Origin of the sequence: Streptomyces sp. NPDC001380 (genome assembly GCF_042895785.1) — a bacterium.
GTDB lineage: Bacteria > Actinomycetota > Actinomycetes > Streptomycetales > Streptomycetaceae > Peterkaempfera.
The window spans coordinates 505,189-522,789 of the sequence record NZ_JBIAWP010000001.1; the positions used below are offsets into that span (position 1 = coordinate 505,189).

15 protein-coding genes are annotated in these 17,601 nt (G+C 76.6%); 1 reads left to right on the forward strand and 14 read right to left on the reverse strand.

Going from position 1 to position 17,601, the window contains the following annotated elements; genetic code table 11:
- Positions 1-663: 663 nt before the first annotated feature.
- Both cbiE and ACFY07_RS02290 read right to left on the reverse strand, forming a co-directional pair.
- Positions 664-1,959, reverse strand: a complete 1,296-nt coding sequence (gene cbiE, locus ACFY07_RS02285) for a precorrin-6y C5,15-methyltransferase (decarboxylating) subunit CbiE (protein WP_390866973.1) — start codon at positions 1,957-1,959, stop codon at positions 664-666.
- A 205-nt stretch (positions 1,960-2,164) separates the two neighbouring features.
- Positions 2,165-2,806, reverse strand: coding sequence for a GNAT family N-acetyltransferase (locus ACFY07_RS02290; protein WP_390866974.1), 642 nt, complete (start codon positions 2,804-2,806; stop codon positions 2,165-2,167).
- Positions 2,807-3,070: 264 nt separating this feature from the next.
- Here ACFY07_RS02290 and ACFY07_RS02295 point away from each other — a divergent pair, with 264 nt between their 5' ends.
- Positions 3,071-3,838, forward strand: a complete 768-nt coding sequence (locus ACFY07_RS02295; protein ID WP_230647789.1) for a class I SAM-dependent methyltransferase — start codon at positions 3,071-3,073, stop codon at positions 3,836-3,838.
- 71 nt (positions 3,839-3,909) lie between these two features.
- Here ACFY07_RS02295 and ACFY07_RS02300 read toward each other — a convergent pair whose 3' ends face one another.
- The 12 genes from ACFY07_RS02300 to argB all read right to left on the reverse strand — a co-directional run bounded on the left by ACFY07_RS02300 (position 3,910) and on the right by argB (position 17,585).
- Positions 3,910-4,746, reverse strand: a complete 837-nt coding sequence (locus ACFY07_RS02300) for a MetQ/NlpA family ABC transporter substrate-binding protein (RefSeq protein WP_390866975.1) — start codon at positions 4,744-4,746, stop codon at positions 3,910-3,912.
- Positions 4,747-4,897: 151 nt separating this feature from the next.
- A complete protein-coding gene (locus ACFY07_RS02305) occupies positions 4,898-5,722 on the reverse strand; it encodes a methionine ABC transporter permease (protein ID WP_390866976.1) in 825 nt (274 codons plus the stop codon).
- Positions 5,719-6,744 (reverse strand): methionine ABC transporter ATP-binding protein, encoded by a 1,026-nt coding sequence (locus tag ACFY07_RS02310; protein WP_230647794.1) that lies wholly within the window; start codon positions 6,742-6,744, stop codon positions 5,719-5,721. Before ACFY07_RS02310 ends, ACFY07_RS02305 begins: the two co-directional genes overlap by 4 nt.
- Positions 6,745-7,278: 534 nt before the next feature.
- Positions 7,279-7,941 carry an HAD-IA family hydrolase gene (locus ACFY07_RS02315; protein ID WP_390866977.1) on the reverse strand — a complete coding sequence of 221 codons (663 nt, stop codon included), beginning with the start codon at positions 7,939-7,941 and terminating at the stop codon, positions 7,279-7,281.
- 124 nt (positions 7,942-8,065) lie between these two features.
- Positions 8,066-8,590, reverse strand: a complete 525-nt coding sequence (locus ACFY07_RS02320; protein ID WP_390866978.1) for a GNAT family N-acetyltransferase — start codon at positions 8,588-8,590, stop codon at positions 8,066-8,068.
- Positions 8,591-9,045: 455 nt separating this feature from the next.
- Complete coding sequence (locus ACFY07_RS02325; RefSeq protein ID WP_390866979.1) at positions 9,046-9,906, reverse strand: hypothetical protein; 861 nt, start codon at positions 9,904-9,906, stop codon at positions 9,046-9,048.
- 118 nt (positions 9,907-10,024) lie between these two features.
- Complete coding sequence (locus ACFY07_RS02330) at positions 10,025-11,314, reverse strand: glycerophosphodiester phosphodiesterase (RefSeq protein ID WP_390866980.1); 1,290 nt, start codon at positions 11,312-11,314, stop codon at positions 10,025-10,027.
- Between the two features lie 603 nt (positions 11,315-11,917).
- The gene (gene argH / locus ACFY07_RS02335; RefSeq protein WP_390866982.1) at positions 11,918-13,360 is read right to left on the reverse strand and encodes an argininosuccinate lyase; all 1,443 of its coding nucleotides are present in this window, start codon (positions 13,358-13,360) and stop codon (positions 11,918-11,920) included.
- Positions 13,361-13,475: 115 nt separating this feature from the next.
- Positions 13,476-14,672 carry an argininosuccinate synthase gene (locus ACFY07_RS02340; RefSeq protein WP_230647804.1) on the reverse strand — a complete coding sequence of 399 codons (1,197 nt, stop codon included), beginning with the start codon at positions 14,670-14,672 and terminating at the stop codon, positions 13,476-13,478.
- Between the two features lie 165 nt (positions 14,673-14,837).
- Entirely contained in the window at positions 14,838-15,383 is a 546-nt protein-coding gene (locus ACFY07_RS02345) for an arginine repressor (protein ID WP_230647805.1), read from the reverse strand.
- Positions 15,384-15,411: 28 nt separating this feature from the next.
- Entirely contained in the window at positions 15,412-16,614 is a 1,203-nt protein-coding gene (locus ACFY07_RS02350) for an acetylornithine transaminase (protein WP_390866983.1), read from the reverse strand.
- Positions 16,611-17,585, reverse strand: a complete 975-nt coding sequence (gene argB, locus ACFY07_RS02355) for an acetylglutamate kinase (RefSeq protein ID WP_390867059.1) — start codon at positions 17,583-17,585, stop codon at positions 16,611-16,613. Before argB ends, ACFY07_RS02350 begins: the two co-directional genes overlap by 4 nt.
- Positions 17,586-17,601 lie beyond the last annotated feature (16 nt).

Consider the following 17,601-nt stretch of genomic DNA (forward strand, 5'->3'; position numbering starts at 1 on the left):
TAGGCGTCCTCGGCGTCGCGGTCGCCGACCGCGGCGTCCGACCGCGCGGGGCCGGGCCGGGTCGGTCCCGCCCCGTCGCGTGTGACCGGCGGCCGCGCAGGCACGGCAGCCGTGGTCCCGTCCGGTCCTCCGCTCCGTGGCGGCCCGGCCGACGCCGGCCCGTCACCACAACAACGACGGACCGGGGGCAACCGGCACGACCGCCCCCTGACATCGGGGCATTCTTCCGGCCCGGGCCGCCCGGCGGCACGCGTGGACGCGATCACCCGGTGTGGGCTCCGCCACGTCATGGTCGGGATCCGGGATCACCGGTTCCTGGCCGCCGCACCGCCGCGGAGACAACCGCACGTCACCCTACCGGCCGGGGCGGACACCCGGTCGGGGTGGTGCCCATTCCCGGACGGTGTGACCGCGTTCGCCCGGATCGCGCACACCGGGCCGGGACCGTCGGCCGCCTCCCCGTGCCCGTCCGGCCCTTCCCCTCCTCGCCCGGTCCGCCCCCGGCCCGTCCCCGGTCCGGTCCGTGGCGCGCACCGGGCCCCGGGCCCACCGGACCGGGACGTCCGGAGCCCACGGCTCCGGCGGTCCGGCCGGGGCGGGCCTGCAGGCAGCCGGGCGCGCGGAGGGCCGGGCGGACAGGCGGGCGGGCGGGCCGGCGGCCCGTCAGGCCGGGCGCTCGCCCCAGAGCAGCAGGACCGGCGCCGAGGGCGCCGGGGCGTGCCCGCCGCCGAGGGCGGGGTCCTCGGCCGGCTCCAGCGCGGAGGCCTGCAGCAGCGTGCCCCCGGTGCGGTAGCCGGCGGCGGCGAAGGCCCGGCGGAACGCCTCGGCCTCCGCGAGGGTCCGGGGCACGGCCACCAGGCGCTCGGGGCGGCGGGCGAGGCAGGCGGCGACCGTGGCGGCCCCGCTGTGCTCGACGGCGACGACGTCGGGTTCGGGCAGTTCGCCCAGCACCTCGGGTGCGTCGCCGTGGACCACCTCGACCTCGACGCCGTAGCGGCGGGCGTTGACGGCGGTCCGGCCGCAGGCGTCGGCGTCGGCGTCCACGGCGACCACGGCGGCGCCGAAGCGGGCGGCCTCCACGGCGAGGGAGCCGCTGCCGGCGCCGACGGACCAGAGCAGGTCGCCCGGCCGCGGCCCGAGGCGGGCGAGGACCAGCGCGCGGGCCTCGGCGGGCAGGGCGGGGGTGTCCGGCGCGGGGGGCCCGCCGGGGTCGGGGGCGGGGGCGGCGCCGGTGACGCCGACCGGGCGGTCGGCGGCGGCGTACGCCTCTCCGTCCAGGGCCCAGCCGCGGACCGTCCCGGGGAAGTCGACCGGGCGGCCGGCGAGCCAGCCGGCGGCCTCGGTGGCGGGGCGGGTGGCGCCGCCGACCACGATCACCACGTTGGGGTCGCGCCAGACGTGGTCGGGCACCCGGTCGGAGGTCAGCACGCTGATCTCCTCGTCCGGGGTGCCGAGGGCCTCGCACACCACGAAGGTGCGGTGCACGTCGCGGAGCATCAGGGCAAGCTCGGTGGGCCCGGCGCCGGGGGCGGTGAGGACGGCGACCTTGGGGTGGGCGCGGCAGACGTTGGCGGCGCGGCGCAGCCGGCGGCCGTGGGCGCTGACGACCTGGGCGTCGTCCCAGGGCATGCCGGCGCGGGCGAAGGCCGCGGCGACGGAGGAGACGGCGGGCAGGACCTCCAGCTCCAGGCCGAACTCGGGCCTGCGCAGGGTGCGGACCACGCCGAAGAAGCCGGGGTCCCCCTCGGCGACGACGACGGCGGCGCCGCGGTGGTCGGCGATGCGGCGGGCCGCGAGTTCGACGCTGCCGAGCGCCATCCGCTCGGCGCCCTGCGGCAGGTCGAGCGCGGCGAGCTGGTAGGGCGCCCCCGCGACCAGGGTGGCCGCCCCCAGCGCCGCCCGCGCCGCCTCCGTGAGCGGAGTGCCGTCCCACCCGATGACCGTGACCCGGTCAGCCATTCCGGCTGTTCTCCTCGCTGTCCGTGTACGCCTGGGGACCGGCCCGGGACGTGCGCCCGGGGAACCGGTCCGCGGGGATCCGTCCGCGCTCCGGGGTCCCCCTGCCCCCGGCGGCCGGGGGCACGCCCGCGGACCGCCCCGGGGGGCGGGCGGCGCGTGCCCGCGAGGAGCGTACAGGCCGGGACGGGGAGGTCCGGCGGCCGCCTCAGATCCTGGTCGCCCTGCGGTCGTCGGCCGGGCGGCCGGGGGTGCGGGGGGCGGGGATCTCGAGGTCCTCCGGGAGCAGGCTCCACACGATGAGGTCGGTGCGGACCTCCTCGTCGGTGCCGTCGCCGGACTCGCCGCCGCGGACGGTCCCGGCGCTGCGCAGGACGCCCTCGCTGATGCAGCCGGTCTTCTGGGCGACCTGCTGGGCGGCGGTGTTGCCGGCGGCGGTGCGCAGTTCCAGGCGCTCGAAGCCGCGGTCCTCGAAGAGCCACTGGGCGACGCCGAGCAGCGCCTCGGGGGCGTAGCCCTCGCCGCGGGCCCAGGGCGAGGTGACGAAGGCCGCCTCCGTGGTGCGCAGCCGCCAGTCGGTCTGCTGGAGGCGGACGACGCCGACCAGGCGCTGGGTGAGGTTCTCGGTGACGGCGAAGGCGATGCCGCGGCCGCGGGCCCGGTCCTCGGGGGCGGTGGTGCGGATCCAGGTGCGGGCGTGGTGCTCGGTGTACGGGTGGGGGACGGGGGTCCAGCAGCGGACGGCCTCGTCGTCCATCGTCCCGGCGAGGGCGGGGGCGTCCTCCTCCTCGAAGGGGCGCAGCAGCAGCCTTTCGGTGCTGATGGCGGTCTCGGGGAAGGTGGATGCCATGGCCGTCTCTCCTCGCCGGGTGGTGCACACACGGTACGCCCCGCGTCCCGGTGGGCGGGGCGGCGGCGACACGGCGATCATGCTCCACGGGCCGGGGCGCCGTCACCACGGACGCGGCGCGGATACAGCAGCATGCAGCATCTCCCGGGCCGGTGCAGCGGGTTGGGCCCGCCGGGCGGCCGCCGGCGGGGCGCGGCGCGGGGCCGGACGCCCGTCGCACGCCGTTCGGGTGGCGTCCACCTGCGGCTGATAGCGTCAGGGGGCGTGACGGTTCACCAGGCGGCGGGGACGGGCTACCAGCGGGCGGCGGACGCGTACGAGCGGTCCCGGCCGTCCTATCCGCTGCCGGCGCTCCGCGGACTCGCCGACGCGGTGGGCCTGGAGCCCGGCCGCACGGTGGTCGACCTGGGCGCCGGCACGGGGAAGTTCACCCGGCTGCTGGCGCTGACCGGGGCCCGGGTGGTGGCGCTGGAGCCGGTGGCGGCGATGCGCGGGCGGCTGGCGGAGCTGCTGCCCGGCGTGGAGGTCGGGAGCGGCACGGCGGAGGCCACGGGCCTGCCGGACGCCTCGGCGGACGTGGTGGTGGCCGCGCAGGCGTGGCACTGGTTCCGGCAGGAGGAGGCGCTGGCGGAGGTGGAGCGGGTGCTGCGGCCCGGCGGGTCGCTGGCCCTGGTGTGGAACACCTTCGACGACTCGGTGCCCTGGGTGCGGGACTTCCAGCGGATCTACTTCGGCCGCGCCCCCGAGGACCTGCCGAGCCACCTGGACGGCCGGTGGCGGACGCTGCTGGAGGCGCGGCCGGGCTGGTCCCCGGTGGAGGAGCTGCACCTGCCCAACCCGCACCCGGTGACGCGGGAGGGCGTGCTGGAGCGGATGGCGTCCAGCAGCATCATCGCGGCGCTGGACGCCGCGGAGCAGGAGCGGGTGCGGGCGGAGGTCGACGCGGTGCTGCGGGCGCACCCGCAGACCCGCGACGGCGACCGCGTCGAACTCCCCTACACGACGGACGTGTACTGGACCCGCCGGGCCTGAGCCCCCCACCGGGGGCCCGGGCCCGGCGTCCCCGCGCACCGGCTGACGGTGCGCCACGAGGTCCGGACGGCTCAGAAGGCCGGGACGACGGAGCCCTGGAAGGTGTCCTGGATGTACTTCCTCACCTCGGGCGAGTGGAGCAGCTCGGCGAGCTTCCGCACGCGGGGGTCGTTCTCGTTCCCCTTCTTCACGGCGAGGATGTTGGCGTAGGGGTTGCCCTCGGCCTTCTCCAGGACGACGGCGTCGGTGGCGGGCCGGAGGCCCGCGTCGAGGGCGTAGTTGCCGTTGACGACGGCGGCGTCCACGTCGCCGAGGGAGCGGGGCAGCTGGGCGGCCTCCAGCTCCTTCCACCTGAGGTTCTTCGGGTTGCCGGTGACGTCGCGGACGGTGGCGGTGGTGCCGGCGCCGGCCCTGAGGGTGATGACGCCGTTGTCGGCGAGGAGCCTGAGGGCGCGGCCCTCGTTGGTGGCGTCGTTGGGGACGGCGACGGTGGCCCCGGCGGGCAGGTCGGCGACCTTGCGGACCTTCTTCGAGTACAGGCCCAGCGGCTCCAGGTGGACGGACTCCACGGCGACGACGTCGGTGCCGCGCTGCTTGTCGAAGTCGTCCAGGTAGGGCCGGTGCTGGAAGAAGTTGGCGTCGGCCGAGCCGTCCTGCACGGCGGTGTTGGGGGTCACGTAGTCGGTGACCTCCTTGACCTCGAGCTTCAGGCCGGCCTTGGCGGCCAGGTGGTCCCTGACGTAGTCGAGGATGCGGGCGTGCGGGGTGGGGCTGGCGGCGACGACCAGCGCGCGGTCGGCACCGGCGGCGGAGCCGGACGACGAGGAGTCGCTTCCGCAGGCGGCCGCGGCCAGGGCGAGGGCGCCCGCGGTGAGGGTGGTGGCGGTGAGCTTGACGGCGTTGCGCACGAAGAGTGCCTTTCTCCATGGACCGGCGCGCGGGGACGCGTGCCGGGGTGTGGCGGGTGCCCGCCGGGCCGGGAGGGACCGGTGGGCGGGGTGGGACCGGTGGGCGGGGTGGGACCGGTGGGGGTGGGACCGGTGGGGGGTGGGACCGGGGCTAGCGGGAGGCGGCCGGCTCCGGGACGGCGCCGCCGTCCTCGGAGGGACCGGCGGGCCCGGGGTCGGGCGTCCCCCCGCGGGGGGCGGTCCGCACGGCGTGCGGGGCCGGGGCGGTACGGACGGCTGCCGGGCGCCGCCGCAGCAGCCGGACCGGCCCGGAGCCGCGGCCGCGGTGCGCCAGGGCCCGCGCCGCGAGGTCGCCGAGCGCCTGGACGAGGGCCACCAGGAGGACCAGTTCGACCACGATGACGGTCATGAAGTCCGTCTCGAAGCGCATGTAGCCGTAGGTGTAGGCGAGGTTGCCCAGGCCGCCGCCGCCGACCGCGCCGGCCATCGCGGAGTAGCCGACCACCGCGATGACGGTGGTGGTCAGGCCCGCGACGAGGGACGGCAGCGCCTCGGGGACGAGGACCTTGCGCACCGCCGTCCAGGTGGAGCCGCCCATCGCCTGCACGGTCTCGACCAGGCCGCCGTCGACCTCCCGCACGGCGGTCTCCACCAGCCGGGCGAAGAAGGGGACGGCGCCGACCGCCAGCGGCACGGAGGCCGCCTGCCAGCCCAGCGAGGTGCCGACGACCCACTTGGTGAACTGGGTGAGCGCCAGCATCAGGACGATGAACGGCAGCGAGCGGCCGACGTTGACGACCGCGCCGAGCACCCGGTTGACGGGACGGTTCTGCAGCAGCCCTCCCCGGTCGGTGAGGACGAGCAGCACGCCGGCCGGGAGGCCGGCGAGCAGCGCGACCAGGGTGGCGGTGCCCACCATGGAGAGCGTCTCGCGGGTGGCGGTCAGGAGCAGGGGCTGCATCTCGGCCCAGGTCATGCGGCGTCCTCCGTGCGGTCGGTGACGACGTCCACCAGCAGTCCCTGCTCGCGCAGGTAGCCGATGGGGACGGCGTTCTCGTCGTGGCGGCCCGGCAGCTCGATCCGCATCCGGCCGATCTGGCGGCCGCCGACGGTCTCCACGGCGGCGCCCAGGATGCTGAGGTCGACGTGGTGGGTGCGGGCGAGCTGGGAGACGAAGGGCCGGGCGGCGGTCTCCCCCGGGAAGGTGATGTCCAGGACGGTGGCGTCCGGGCGGCCCGCCGGGAGGTCCCCGAGGGGGAGGACCGCCCGGGCCAGCTCGGAGCCGGGGGTGGCGAGCAGGTCGGCGAGCCTGCCTGACTCGGTGATCCGGCCGCCGCGCATCAGCGCCGCCGAGTCGCAGACCGACGTGATGACGTCCATCTCGTGCGTGATCAGCAGGACGGTGAGGCCGAGGCGGCGGTTGAGGTCGCGCAGCAGCTCCAGGATCGACCGGGTGGTCTCCGGGTCGAGGGCGGAGGTGGCCTCGTCGGAGAGGAGCACCTTGGGGTCCCCGGCCAGGGCGCGGGCGATGCCCACGCGCTGCTTCTGGCCGCCGGAGAGCTGGGCGGGGTAGGCGCCGGCCTTGTCGGCGAGCCCGACCAGGTCGAGCAGGTCGCCCGCCCTGCGGCGGCGCTCGGTGCGGTCCAGGCCCATGATCTCCAGCGGCAGCTCGACGTTGTCGCGGACGGTGCGCGAGGAGAGCAGGTTGAAGTGCTGGAAGACCATGCCGATGCTGCGGCGGGCGGCGCGCAGCCCCCGGCCGGCGCGGGGGCCGCGGCCGGCCAGGGCGGTCAGCTCCAGGCCGTCGACGGTGACGGTGCCGGAGGTGGGCCGCTCCAGCATGTTGACGCAGCGCACGAGCGTGGACTTGCCGGCGCCGCTGGTGCCGACGACGCCGTACACCTCGCCCTCCTGCACGTGCAGGTCGACGCCGTCGAGGGCGGTGACGTCGCGGCCTCGGACGCGGTAGGTCTTCCTCAGGTCTGCGGTAGTGATCATCGGGTTTCGTCCACGGGTCGGGCGCACGGCGGCTCGGGGCCGCGGCGCGGGGCGTGCTGATGCCGGGAAGGGGGCGCCGGGAGAGGGGCGCCGGGAGAGGCTGCCGGGGAGGGCGGAGCGGCGGGGCTCCGGCCCTGCCGTGCCGTGCCGGGGTGCGGACGCGGGCGTCCGCGGCGCGGCGGGCTCAGCGGCGGCGTGCTCCGGGGGGCTGCGCACGGCGGGCGGCCCTGCGGCGGAGGACGGCGGCCGGGCGGAGGCGGGGCGCGCGGAGGGGGGTGAGGTCCAGGTGCATGTCAGGAGGGGGCAGGGCGCCGGCCGGTGCGGCGGCGCGCGGGGGTCTCGCTTCGGGGCGCGAGGCTGGTACGGGGACCCTCAGCAGGCACACATTCGACGGCGCAGGGCACGACCGGCTGCCGGCACGGTGCCGGCGGGGGTGCGGTGTGTCGTCGTGGTCATGGGCCCCAGTAAACCAGACGGGCGATCCACTGCCCGCATACCGGCCCCGGATGTCCGCATGGCGGACAGGGGCACGGCTCAGGCCGCCTCGGCGCGGACCCGCAGGCCGCCGGGCACCACGGCCGCCCGGACCCGGTCCAGGCCCTCCACCACGGCGTCGGCGGCCAGGTCGGAGGCCGGGTGGGTGGTGGTGACGGCGATGCTGCGCATCCCGGCGGCACGGGCGGCCGCCAGGCCCGCCGGGGCGTCCTCCAGCACCACGCAGGAGACCGGGTCCGCGTCCAGCATGCGGGCGCCGAGCAGGAAGGGCTCCGGGTCGGGCTTGCCCCGCACCACGTCGTCGGCGGTCACCAGCACCGGGGCGGACAGGCCGGCCGCCTTCAGCCGCACCTCGGCCAGCCTCCGCGTGGCGGAGGTGACCACGGCCCAGCTGCCGGCCGGCAGCGACTCCAGCAGCTCCACCGCGCCCGGCAGCGCCACGGTGCCCTCGGTGTCCGCCACCTCCAGCTCCTCGATCCGGCGCAGCGCGGCGTCGAGGCCGCCCCCGGCGAGGCGCTCCGGCGGGAGCAGGTCGCCGATGATCTCCGCCGCCGGGCGGCCGTGGGTGGCGATGCGGGCGAAGTCCGCCGGGGTCAGCCCGTACTCGGCCGCCCACGCCAGCCAGCAGCGGACGACCGCCGGGGTGGAGTCGACCAGGGTGCCGTCCATGTCGAAGAGCAGGGCGTCTGCGGCGGTGTCCATGATCCCCGAGCCTACCGGCGGGCCGCCGCCGGGCAGGGCGCCGGAGGACGTGAGGACGCCCACAGCGGCGCGCTCCCCCGCCCTCGGCGGGCGGGGGAGCGCACACGGCGGCGGACGGCGGGCGTCAGGCGCTGGCGGCCAGGGCCGGTCCCGGGGCGGACGCCTGCGCGGGCACGCCGGGCTTCTCCAGGATCACGAGGCTGAGGCGGCGGCTGACCTCCTCGACGCCCGCCTCCCGGTAGCCCAGGCGCCGGTACAGCCGCTGGCTGCCCAGGCTGCGGTGGCCGGTGATGAGCCGGTACGCGGTGACCGGGCCGGACTCCGCGAGCCGCTCCTCCACCCCCTGCAGCAGGCGGCTGCCGAGGCCGTGGCGCTGCATCCGCGGGTGCACGACCAGGCGGCCGACGCGGGCCACCCCGTCGTCGCCGAGGCGGCCGCGGACGGAGCCGACGACCTCGCCGCCGAGCCGGGCGACGAGCACGCAGTGCCCGGCCAGCTCCTCGCGCAGGCTGTCGAGGCTCTGCGTGAGCGGGTCGATGGCCCAGTCGCCGTAGAGCTCCGCCTCGCTCTGGTAGCAGAGGTACTGGAGCTTGAGGATCTGCTCGGCGTCGCCCTGGTCGGCGACCGAGATGGTCACGCTCATGCCCATGTGCGCATGCCTCCCCTTCGTGTGTGCCCGGCGCCGGGGTGAGGGTGTGCGCGGGCGGCCCTGACCGGAGGTGGACCCGTGCCGGGGATCGCTCCCGGCCGGGGATGGTGCGCGAGCGTACCGGCCCGGGACCGGCGGGCCGCGGGGTGTGCGGCCCACAGGAGGGGACGGCCGCGCTCACGCTCAGTATCCGGGCGGTCGCGGTCGCGTCAAGAGGCACGTTCGCCCTGGCATTACCCTCCCGTCGGCCGCTTGCAACCTCCCGGCCCCGCCCGGCGGAGTGATCTGTGCCACGCGGGGCGGGCGGGGACGGGCCGCCGCACGGCGCCGGTCCGGCGCCCGGGGGCCCTGCGGCGGGGTCACTGCCACGCGGGGTCACCGCCGCGCGGGGTCACTGCCGCGCGGGGTCACTGCCGCGCGGGGTCACTGCCGCGCGGGGTCACTGCGGCGCGGGGTCACTGCGGCGCGGCGACGTCGTGGAGGAGGCGGCGCAGGCAGGCGAGGCAGCGGGAACGGGTCGGCCCGATGCTGCCGCGGGGGATGCCGGTCTCGGCAGCGAGCCGGGTGTACGTCATGCCGGGGTCGTCGAGCAGGGCGGTCATCAGGGCGGCGCAGCGGGCGGGCAGCCGGGCCACGGCGGCGCGCACGGCCGCCGGGAGGGACGGGGGCGGGGCCGCCGGGCGGGGCGGGAGCGCGGCCGGCGTCTCGGCCCGGGCGGGGGCGAGGGCGCGGCGGAACTCCTCCAGGGTCAGCGAGCGGAGCCAGCCCTCCGGCCGGGCGGGCAGCGGCGCCCGCGCGGCGTGCTCCAGCACGCGCAGCCAGACGGCCTGCTCCAGGTCGCGGGGGTCCAGCCCGTGGGCGCGGGCGAGGGAGGCCGCGAGCGGGGCGAAGGCGGCCTGGACGCGGTGGTGGGGGGACGGGTCCGGTCCGGGGCGCGGAGGGCGGCCGAGGTCGTGGCGGGCGGGGTCGCGGCGGGCCGGGTCCGGGCGGCCGGGGTCCGGGCGGCGGTTCGGTGCGGGACCGGGGTCCGGGCCCGGGTCGGCGTCCGGCCGGCGCGGGGGGCGGGCGGGGCGGACGGGCTGCGGGGGCCGGCCCGCGTCCGGACGGCGGTCCGACCGCAGGAGGCCGGGGAGGAGGGGCCGGCGGTCGGGGCCCGGGCCGCGGTCGGGCAGCGGGCGCCGCCCGGTCCGGGCGGCCAGGTCGGGCCGGTCTGCACGGTCGGGCCGGGTGGTCAGGTCGGGCCGGGCGGCCTGGACGGCCTGGACGGTCTGGACGGCCTGGACGGGCCGGGTGGCCTGGACGGTCTGCGTGGTCACGGGTGCCTCCGGGTGGTGGGGCGGCTGTGACCGTGGGGACGCCACCGCTCCGCCCCGGGATGCGGCCCGGGGCGGAACAGTGGGTCAAACCCCCCGAAGGGGTGACATATTCGACTGTTCAGCCGATACCGCGCGAAGCCCAGAAGTCGGCGCGGGCCAGGACGGCGGTGTCGCTGTTGTCGGTGAAGAAGCCGTCCACGCCGAGCTCGTAGAGCCGGGTCGACCAGGCGAGGGCGTCGCCGTAGGCGGCCGGGTCGGTGCCGCGGCGGAAGTCCGCGGGCAGGAAGCCGTTCTCGTTGCGCACCGTGTACGGGTGCAGCAGCAGCCCGGCGGCGTGGGCGTCCGCGACGAGCGTGGTGGGCGTCCCGAGCCGGCCCGTGGCCTTGTCGGTGGGCACGATCAGCTGCGTGGTGGGGCCGATGCCCTGGGCGTACCCGGCGATCCAGGCCAGCCCCTCGGGGGTGACCAGGTCGGCGACGGTGCGCCGGTCGCCGGCCGCGGTGAAGTCGTAGGGCTGCGAGGCCGCCGCGTCCAGCAGCTGGATGCGGGGGTTGCCCACCAGCCGGGCCAGCCGCTGGAGGCTGCTCGGCTCGAAGGACTGCAGGATGGCGCGGCCGTGCCCGCCCGCGTAGCCGCTGCGGCGCAGCTGGTCGGCGAGGCGCTCCTCCAGGGGCAGTCCGATCGAGCGGAAGTACGTGGGGTGCTTGGTCTCGACGTACAGCCAGACGTCGCGGCCGAGGGTGCGGGAGCGGCGGTCGGCGAACTCGATCACCTCGGCGAAGGTCGGCACCGGCCAGCGGCCGTCGTAGAGGGTGTTGTGCTGGCGCTGCTGCGGCAGCCGCTCCTTGGCCCGCAGGGTGCGCAGCTCGGCGAGGGTGAAGTCCTCGGTGAACCAGCCGGTGAGCACCGTGCCGTCGACCGTCTTCGTGGTGCGGCGGGAGGCGAACTCGGGGTGGTCGGCGACGTCGGTGGTGCCGCCGATCTCGTTCTCGTGGCGGACGACGAGGTGGCCGTCGCGGGTCGGGACCAGGTCCTGCTCGATGACGTCGGCGCCGAGCTCCAGGGCGAGCTCGTACGAGCCGAGGGTGTGCTCGGGGCGGTAGCCGGAGGCGCCGCGGTGCCCGACGACCAGCGGGTGCGGGAGGCGGTCCAGGGCGGTTCCGGTGCGCACCGGCGGGCGGGTGCCGCGGGTGCGGGCGGGGGCCCCGGCGGCGGGGGCGGCGGGGGCGTCCGCCGCGAGGGCGTCCGGTGCGGCGAGGACGCCGGCGGCCGCGGCGCCCAGGCCGACCGCGCCGGCGGTGCGCAGGAAGCCGCGCCGGGAGGGGGCGCCGCCGGGGGCGTACGGGGCCGGGGACTGCACGGCCGGGGTCTGCGGGGCGCCGGGGGTGCCGGTCTGCGGGTGCGTCATGGTGCTCCTCGGGTCCGGGGGCGGGGGGTGGCCCGGATGGGGGTCCGCCGGGGGTGCGGGGCGGTCCGGGGTGCCGGTACCGCGCCGCAGCGTAGGAGCCGGACCGGGACCGTCCGGTGTCCTGCGGGCGAACCGCGGGGGAAACCGCGCGTAACCGCCCGGACGGCAGTCCCGCGTGACCGGGCGGACACGGAACCGCGCCGGACGCCGCGCCGGGACGTCCGGAGGTGCACCACCGCGCGGCTGCGCTCCCGCCCGGCCCGCCGGGACCGCCCGACCCACCGGGCCCGCTCGGACGGTGAGGACCGCGGGGAGGCGCCCCGGTCCACCGGACGTGCGCACGGGTCCTCGCCGACCGGTCCGTCCGCGCCTCCCCTCCGCGCCGCCCGTCCGCCCCGGCCGCGGGCGGCGGGGCCGGAGGACGGGCCGGCCCGCGGCGCCGCGCTCGCCGCCCGGGCCGAGCCGCCGTCCGGCGGCTCGGCCCTCATCGCGCCGACGGCGCCCCCGCGGGCCCTCTCCGCGGAGGGGCGGGGGTGTCCCCCGGACACGGGACGGGGGCGGGACGGCCGCCCGGCCGTCCCGCCCCCGAGGGGTGGCGCTCCGTCACTTCTTCGCGTCGGCCCACTCCTGCTGGACCGCGAGGTCCGCCTTCACCTCGGCGAGCTGCCGGGCGACGGCGGCGGGCGCGGTGCCGCCGCGGCCGTCGCGGGAGGCCAGCGAGCCGCGGACGGTGAGCACCGAGCGGACCTCCGGCGTCAGGTGCGGCGAGACGGCGGCGAACTGCTCGTCCGTCAGGTCGGCCAGGTCGATCCCCAGGCCCTCGCAGACCTTGACGCACTCCCCCGCCATCTCGTGCGCGACCCGGAACGGCACCCCCTGCCGCACCAGCCACTCGGCGACGTCGGTGGCGAGCGAGAAGCCGGCCGGGGCCAGCTCCTCCAGGCGCTCGCGGTGCACGGTGAGGGTGGCGATCATGCCGGTGAAGGCCGGCAGCAGGACCTCCAGCGTGTCGCAGGAGTCAAAGACCGGCTCCTTGTCCTCCTGCAGGTCGCGGTTGTACGCGAGCGGCAGGCCCTTGAGGGTGGCGAGCAGGCCGGTGAGGTTGCCGATGAGGCGGCCGGACTTGCCGCGGGCCAGCTCGGCGATGTCGGGGTTCTTCTTCTGCGGCATGATCGAGGAGCCGGTGGAGAAGGCGTCGTGGAGCGTGATGAAGCCGAACTCCTTCGTGTTCCAGAGGATCACCTCCTCCGCGATGCGGGAGAGGTCCACCCCGGTCATCGCGGTGACGAAGGCGAACTCCGCCACGAAGTCGCGGGAGGCGGTGCCGTCGATCGAGTTGCCCGCCGAGCCGCCCTCGAAGCCGAGGTCGGCGGCGACCGCCTCGGGGTCCAGGCCGAGCGAGGACCCGGCCAGCGCGCCGGAGCCGTACGGGGAGACGGCGGTGCGGGCGTCCCACTGCCGCAGCCGCTCGGCGTCCCGGGAGAGCGCCTGGACGTGGGCGAGCACGTGGTGGGCGAAGAGCACGGGCTGGGCGTGCTGGAGGTGGGTGCGGCCGGGCATGGCGGTGTCCGGGTGGGCCTCGGCGAGGCCGACGAGGGCGTGCTGGAGGTCCAGCAGCAGGCCGCCGATGATCCGGGCGTGGTCGCGCAGGTACATCCGGAAGAGCGTGGCGACCTGGTCGTTGCGGGACCGGCCGGCGCGGAGCTTGCCGCCGAGGTCGGGGCCGAGCCGCTCCAGCAGGCCGCGCTCCAGGGCGGTGTGGACGTCCTCGTCGGCGACGGTGCCGGTGAAGGCGCCGGACTCGACGTCGGCGAGCAGCCGGTCCAGCCCGTCCAGCATCCGGTCCAGCTCGTCGGCGGTGAGCAGCCCCGCCTTGTGCAGCACCCGGGCGTGGGCCCGGGAGCCGGCGATGTCGTAGGGGGCCAGCCGCCAGTCGAAGTGCACGGAGGCGGAGAGCGCGGCCAGCGCCTCCGCCGGGCCGTCCGCGAAGCGCCCGCCCCACAGGCGGACGTCTCCGGCGGGGGCGGGGGTCGGGTCGTGCGACACCTGGTGCTCCTTCGGTGCTGGGGCGGGGCGGGTCTGGGCTGGGCTGGACGGGCGGGTGGGACGGCAGGGGCCCCGGGGTCCGGACGGACCCCGGGGCCCCTGGGGCAACGCGGGATCAGGCCCGGAGGTCACGCTTGGCCGCGATCTTCGACGACATGCCGAAGATCTCGATGAAGCCCTTCGAGAGCGACTGGTCGAAGGTGTCGCCGGTGTCGTAGGTGGCGAGGTTGAAGTCGTACAGGGACTCCTCGCTGCGCCGGCCGGTGACGACGGCGCGCCCGCCGTGCAGGGTCATCCGGATGTCGCCGGAGACGTGCTGGTTGGCCTCCTCGACGAAGCCCTCCAGGGCCCGCTTGAGCGGCGAGAACCACATGCCGTCGTAGACGAGCTCGCCCCAGCGCTGGTCGACGCCCTTCTTGTACCGGGCGAGCTCCCGCTCGACGGTGACGTTCTCCAGCTCCTGGTGGGCGGTGATCAGCGCGATCGCGCCGGGCGCCTCGTACACCTCGCGGGACTTGATGCCGACCAGCCGGTCCTCGACCATGTCGAGGCGGCCCACGCCCTGGGCACCGGCCCGCTGGTTGAGCTGCTCGATCGCCTGGAGGACGGTGACGGGCTTGCCGTCGATCGCGACCGGGACGCCCTGCTTGAAGGTGATGACGACCTCGTCGGCCTCGCGCGGCTGCGCGGGGTCCTGGGTGTACTCGTAGATGTCCTCGACGGGGCCGTTCCAGATGTCCTCGAGGAAGCCGGTCTCGACGGCGCGCCCGAAGACGTTCTGGTCGATGGAGTACGGGGACTTCTTGGAGGTGGCGATCGGCAGGTTCTTGGCCTCGGCGAAGGCGATCGCCTTGTCCCGGGTCATGGCGTAGTCGCGGACGGGGGCGATGCACGTCAGGTCGGGCGCGAGGGAGGCGATGCCGGCCTCGAAGCGGACCTGGTCGTTGCCCTTGCCGGTGCAGCCGTGGGCGACGACGGAGGCGCCGTGCTTGTGGGCGGCGGCCACCAGGTGCTTGACGATCACCGGCCGGGAGAGCGCGGAGACCAGCGGGTAGCGGTCCATGTAGAGGGCGTTCGCCTTGACCGCCGGGAGGCAGTACTCGTCGGCGAACTCGTCGCGGGCGTCGGCCACCTCGGCCTCCACCGCGCCGCAGGCCAGCGCCCGCTTGCGGATGACCTCCAGGTCCTCGCCGCCCTGGCCGACGTCGACGGCGACGGCGATGACCTCGGCGCCGGTCTCCTCGGCGATCCAGCCGATGCAGACGGACGTGTCCAGACCGCCCGAGTAGGCGAGTACGACGCGCTCGGTCACGGCTTTCTCCTTCACAGTGCGTGCGGGGCGGCACCCCATGCGGTGCTAGGCATAAGTATGCATGAGACCGTATGGAATTCAAAGCGGACGGCCCCGGGCGGGTGACGCCGGGGCCGTCGCGGGGGGCACGGGAGCGCCCCGGGGAGGCCGGAGCGCCCGGGCCGCTCAGCCGCTCTTGGACTGGGCGAGCTGCATGAGGTGGTCGGCCAGCTCCTGGCCGCCCTGCGGGTCGCGGCTGATCAGCAGCACCGTGTCGTCGCCGGCGATGGTGCCGATGATCTCGAACACCCCCGCCTGGTCGATGGCGGACGCGAGGAACTGCGCCGCACCCGGCGGCGTGCGCAGCACGACGAGGTTGCCGGACGCGGTCGCCGAGACCATGAGCTCCCCGGCGAGCCGCGCCATCCGGGCCTCGGTGGCGGACTCGCCCATCGGAGCCCGCGGGGTGCGGTCGCCGCCCTCCGCGGGGACGGCGTAGATGAGCGCGCCGTCCTTGTTGCGGATCTTGACCGCGCCCAGCTCGTCCAGGTCCCGGGAGAGCGTGGCCTGGGTGACCACCAGCCCGTCGTCGGCGAGCAGCTTGGCGAGCTGGCTCTGGGAGCGCACGGGCCGGCGGGTCAGCAGGTCCACGATCCGCCGGTGCCGGGCCGTGCGGGTCTGCGGGACCTGCGGCGTCGGCTGCCCGGCCTGGGGGCGGTGGACATCGGTCATGGGGGACGGCTCTCCTGCCTGGGGTGCTCTACGGTCGTCGTTCGCTGCTGACAGCATCCCGCACACCGTCGAGGATGCGCGGCAGGGCCTCGACCAGGGCGTCCACGTCCTCCTCGCCCACGACCAGCGGCGGCGCCAGCCGCACGGTGTCGGGGACGCAGGCGTTGACCAGGAAGCCCGCCTCCTGGGCGGCGTCCTGGACCCGGGCGGCGACGGGCTGCGTCAGCACGATGCCGAGGAGCAGGCCGGCCCCGCGGACGTGGGAGACCAGCGGGTCGCCGAGCGCCTCGACCCCCTTCCGCAGCCGCTCGCCGAGCTGCCCGGCGCGGTCGAGCAGGCCGTCGGCGGCGATGGTGTCCAGGACCGCGAGGGCGGCCGCGCAGACGACCGGGTTCCCGCCGAAGGTGGAGCCGTGCTGGCCGGGGGTGAGCAGGCCGGCGGCCTCGCCGAAGGCGACGGTGGCGCCGATCGGCAGGCCGCCGCCGAGGCCCTTGGCGAGGGTCACGACGTCCGGCTCCACGCCGAGCGCCTGGTGGGCGAACCAGTGGCCGGTGCGGCCGACGCCGGTCTGGATCTCGTCCAGCACCAGCAGGGTGCCGGTGGCGCGGGTGATCTCGCGGGCGGCGGCGAGGTAGCCGTCGGGCGCCGGGACCACGCCGTTCTCGCCCTGGATCGGCTCCACGACGACGGCGGCGGTGGCGGTGGTCACGGCGGCCCGCAGCGCCTCGGCGTCGCCGAACGGGACGTGGGTGACGTCGCCGGGGAGGGGGCGGAAGGGCTCCTGCTTGGCGGGCTGGCCGGTGAGCGCCAGGGCGCCCATGGTGCGGCCGTGGAAGCCGCCGGCGGTGGCCACCATGCGGGTGCGGCCGGTGCGGCGCCCGATCTTGAAGGCGCACTCGACGGCCTCGGCGCCGGAGTTGGAGAAGTACACCCGGCCGGGGCGGCCGAACAGCTCCAGCAGGCGCTCGGCCAGGCGGACCGGGGGCTCGGCGACGAAGAGGTTGGAGACGTGGCCGAGGGTGGCGATCTGCCGGGTCACGGCCTCGACCACGGCCGGGTGGGCGGTGCCGAGGGCGTTGACGGCGATGCCGCCGACGAAGTCGCGGTAGACGTTCCCGTCGGCGTCGGTGAAGCGGGCGCCCTCCCCGCTGACGAGCGGGACGCGGGGGGTGCCGTAGTTGTCCATCAGGGCGTGCTGCCAGCGCCGGGTCAGGTCGGTGTTGCCGCTCATGAGGAACCCCCGTCGGTCTCGGTGGTGGCGGCGGTCGGTCCGGTGACGGCCGCGGTGGCGTCCGCCGGGGGGTCGGGCACCACCATGGTGCCGATCCCCTCGTCGGTGAAGATCTCCAGCAGCAGCGCGTGCTGGACGCGCCCGTCCAGGACGCGGGCGGTGCCGACGCCCTCCCGCACGGCGCGCAGGCAGCCCTCCATCTTGGGGACCATGCCGCTGGAGAGCGTCGGCAGCAGCTTCTCCAGCTCGCTCGCGGTCAGCATGCTGATCACGTCGTCACTGGCCGGCCAGTCGGCGTACAGGCCCTCGACGTCGGTGAGCACGACGAGCATCTCGGCCTGCAGCGCGGAGGCGAGGGCCGAGGCGGCGAGGTCGGCGTTGATGTTGTAGACGTGGCCGTCCTCGCTGCGGGCGATGGAGGAGACGACGGGGATGCGGCCGTCGTCGAGGAGGGCCTGGACGGCTCCGGGGGCGACCCGGACGATGTCGCCGACCAGGCCGATGTCGACCTGCTCGCCGTCGACCTCGGCGTAGCGCTTGACGGCGGTGAGGGTGTGGGCGTCCTCGCCGGTCATGCCGACCGCGAACGGGCCGTGCTCGTTGAGCAGGCCGACCAGCTGCCGCTGGACCTGGCCGGCCAGCACCATGCGGACCACGTCCATGGTCTCGGCGGTGGTGACGCGGAGCCCGGCGGTGAAGGAGGACTCCAGGCCGAGACGGTCGAGGTGCGCGTTGATCTGCGGGCCGCCGCCGTGGACGACGACGGGCTTGATCCCGGCGTAGCGGAGGAAGACGACGTCCTGCGCGAAGGCGCGCTTGAGGTCCTCGTCGACCATGGCGTTGCCGCCGAACTTGATGACGACCGTTCTGCCGTGGAAGCGCTCCAGCCAGGGCAGGGCCTCGATGAGGGTGCGGGCCTTGGGCAGGGCGGTGTGGTTGCGGGCCTGGGTGGCGGCCGGCTCGGTGTTCACGGGTCTCCCGCGGGTC

Bases quoted from the DNA above. Each gene is read 5' to 3' on its own strand.
- cbiE (WP_390866973.1), bottom strand. From the start codon at position 1,959: ATGGCTGACCGGGTCACGGTCATCGGGTGGGACGGCACTCCGCTCACG.
- ACFY07_RS02290 (WP_390866974.1), bottom strand. From the start codon at position 2,806: ATGGCATCCACCTTCCCCGAGACCGCCATCAGCACCGAAAGGCTGCTG.
- ACFY07_RS02305 (WP_390866976.1), bottom strand. From the start codon at position 5,722: ATGACCTGGGCCGAGATGCAGCCCCTGCTCCTGACCGCCACCCGCGAG.
- ACFY07_RS02310 (WP_230647794.1), bottom strand. From the start codon at position 6,744: ATGATCACTACCGCAGACCTGAGGAAGACCTACCGCGTCCGAGGCCGC.
- ACFY07_RS02315 (WP_390866977.1), bottom strand. From the start codon at position 7,941: ATGGACACCGCCGCAGACGCCCTGCTCTTCGACATGGACGGCACCCTG.
- ACFY07_RS02320 (WP_390866978.1), bottom strand. From the start codon at position 8,590: ATGGGCATGAGCGTGACCATCTCGGTCGCCGACCAGGGCGACGCCGAG.
- ACFY07_RS02330 (WP_390866980.1), bottom strand. From the start codon at position 11,314: ATGACGCACCCGCAGACCGGCACCCCCGGCGCCCCGCAGACCCCGGCC.
- ACFY07_RS02345 (WP_230647805.1), bottom strand. From the start codon at position 15,383: ATGACCGATGTCCACCGCCCCCAGGCCGGGCAGCCGACGCCGCAGGTC.
- ACFY07_RS02350 (WP_390866983.1), bottom strand. From the start codon at position 16,614: ATGAGCGGCAACACCGACCTGACCCGGCGCTGGCAGCACGCCCTGATG.